The organism is Intestinibacter sp. (assembly GCF_022780145.1).
Taxonomy (GTDB): domain Bacteria; phylum Bacillota; class Clostridia; order Peptostreptococcales; family Peptostreptococcaceae; genus Intestinibacter.
Window position 1 is genome coordinate 1 of sequence record NZ_JALEXO010000188.1, and the last position, 2,966, is coordinate 2,966.

Below are 2,966 nucleotides of genomic sequence, written 5' to 3' on the forward strand. Positions count from 1 at the left end.
CTCCCCGTAATTTATATATCCTCAATCACTATTTTCTTATTTAATTTAATTATAATCTGAAAATACTCAAAGTTGTTGTACAACTGCCAAAGTTATATAAATTACAACACATTTTTCAAAAGAATTTAAATAAAATACCTCATATTGTAAAACATCTATAGTTTAACTCAAAAAGAGCTTGTAACTCCTAAAAGTCACAAGCTCTCAAATAATCCTTAGTCAACTATATTAACAAGTGTCCCAATTCCTTCAATTGTACACTCAACTTTATCTCCGCTCTTCAAATACTTAGGTGGTTTAAATCCCATCCCAACTCCAGATGGAGTTCCTGTAGCTATTATATCACCTGGTTTTAATGTCATACCAGCTGATAAGTCGTTTATTATTGTCGGTATATCAAATATAAAATGTTTAGTATTTGATGACTGTCTCACTTCTCCATTTACTTTACTCAAAACATCTAATTCTACTGGTGGTGTTATTTCGTCCTTATAAACTATCCATGGTCCAAGTGGTGTGAAGGAATCTATACTCTTTCCTCTGAACCATTGTCCTCCATGTCTTTGTTGAAGATCTCTAGCGCTTACATCGTTCATTATTGTGTATCCGAATACATAATCGTAAGCGTCTTCTTTTTTGATGTTTATTCCTTCTTTGCCTATTATTACAGCGAGCTCTACTTCGTAATCTACTTCTTCTGAAATGCCTTGGTAATTAGTTATTTTATCGTCTATTCCGATAGCCTTATTTACTCTTTTTGAGAAGTAAATTGGGTATTTAGGTAATTCGTAATTAGCATTGAAGCTTCTATTAGTCTCTTCAACGTGGTCTTTGTAGTTAAGACCTAAGCAAAGAACGTCTTTCACAGGATTTACTATTGGAGCACATAGCTTGATATCTTCTAATAAATCTACTTTTATATTAGCATCCTCTTCGTAAGCTCTATTTTTTAAAGCTGCTAAATCATTTTCTGTTGCATTTGATATGAAGTCATTCATATCGCTGTAATTTTTTTCTAAACCAAGATCTTTAAAATTGTAAACGCCTGTCATTTTGCTATTTACTATTCCCAATGTTTCTACATCATTTAATAGATATGTAACAAATTTCATTTCCATTCCCTCCAGTTTATTTCTTATAAAGTCATGTATTAATATACAAATTATTTATTAAGACGTCTCTTTCTCTTAGTAGCTCTTTTAAGACGTTTATTTAGAGCTACTTTATCACCTTTATCTAAATCCTCTCTAAATCTACCCATTTCAGCCATGAAATCGTCGATTACTTCTAGTAGGTTTTCCCTATTTCCTAGAAATAACTCAGTCCATAAATCCTCGTTTATATCGGCTACCCTTGTAGCATCTCTATAGCTTCCTCCCATGTAGATTTCGGTATTTCTAGCTTCTACATCACTGTTTATCAGAGATACTGCCATAACGTGTGGCAGATGTGATGTAAATGCAATTATTTGATCGTGGAAGTCTGAGCTAATTCTTATAATTCTCTTAAATCCAAGCTTGTAGATAATTGCTTGTAAAAGTAATACATTGTCGTCGTCATTTCTCTCAGTGTCGATTAATAGATAATTTGCACCTTTATAACATTCTGCAGTGGCATGGTCAATTCCTTTATTTTCCCTACCTGCCATAGGATGTCCGAAAATAAAATCTACATTATCAGGAATAATATCGTCTAACTCCTTGATTAAAGACCCTTTAATTCCTGCAACATCTGTAACTATCGCACCGTCCTTGAAATTATTTCTATTTTCCATCATAAACCCTTTTATAAGTCTAGGATAGATACAAATAATAACTAAATCCGCTATTTCTAAAAACTCCTTTGCTTTATCTGAACCATCTTTTATAACACCCATTTTTTTTGCTTTTTCTATAGATTCTAAATTTGTATCTATAGCATACACATCTTCGAAACCAGCCTCATTGAAGGCCATTGCGAAGGAACCACCAATAACACCTAAACCAACAATTGTAATATTCATACTAGATTGTCGCACCTTCTAAATCTATGTATGGTTTTAAGCTTTTCATTATTTCGTCAAATTTATCTGGTTTTATTGATTGTTTTCCATCACATAATGCTTTTGCTGGGTTGTTGTGTACTTCTATCATAAGTCCATCTGCTCCTACTGCTATAGCAGCCTTTGCTAGTGGCTCTACTAAATCACGTTTACCCGTTGCATGAGATGGATCTATTATTATTGGTAAATGTGATTTTTCTTTTATAACTGGTACCGCACTTAAATCTAGTGTATTTCTTGTTGCTTTTTCAGATGTTCTTATTCCTCTTTCGCAAAGTATAACATTTTCGTTACCTCCAGCCATTATATATTCCGCACTCATTAGCCATTCTTCTATAGTTGAGCTCATACCTCTTTTTAATAGTACTGGAGTTTTAACTTTACCTACTTCTTTTAATAAATCAAAGTTTTGCATATTTCTTGCACCTATTTGGATTACATCTACATCTTCTACAAATTTATCTAGATATTCTGCAGACATTAATTCTGTTACTATTGGAAGTCCTGTTTCTTGTTTTGCTATTTTTAATAGCTCTAACCCTTGAAGCTTTAATCCTTGGAAGCTGTATGGTGAAGTTCTTGGTTTAAATGCTCCACCTCTTAAGAAGTTTGCACCTGCTGCTTTTACTGCCTTTGCTACCGCTACCATTTGTTCTTCGCTTTCAACTGAACAAGGACCTGCCATTATTCCTAAATGTCCCCCACCTATTTTTGTTCCGTTCACATCTACTATTGTAGGCTCTGGATGGAATAATTTATTTGCTTTTTTGTATGGTTCTTGTACCTTTAATACTTTTTCTACACATGCAAATGTCAATAATTCATCTGGATCTATATAAGCAGTATCTCCAACTATCCCTAGTATTGATGTTGAAGTCCCATCTATCTTATCGACTTCTGCTCCTTTATCTTGTATAACTTCTAC

General features: G+C 33.3%; 3 protein-coding genes. All 3 read right to left on the reverse strand.

Annotated elements, in window-relative coordinates; genetic code table 11:
• Positions 1–215 precede the first annotated feature (215 nt).
• Positions 216–1,112, reverse strand: coding sequence for a fumarylacetoacetate hydrolase family protein (locus tag MR593_RS07400; RefSeq protein WP_290691473.1), 897 nt, complete (start codon positions 1,110–1,112; stop codon positions 216–218).
• A 50-nt stretch (positions 1,113–1,162) separates the two neighbouring features.
• Entirely contained in the window at positions 1,163–2,002 is an 840-nt protein-coding gene (locus MR593_RS07405; protein WP_290691475.1) for a prephenate dehydrogenase, read from the reverse strand.
• A gap of 1 nt (position 2,003) precedes the next feature.
• Positions 2,004–2,966: 3-deoxy-7-phosphoheptulonate synthase (aroF, locus tag MR593_RS07410; protein WP_331474763.1), on the reverse strand; the 963-nt coding region annotated here is incomplete at its 5' end.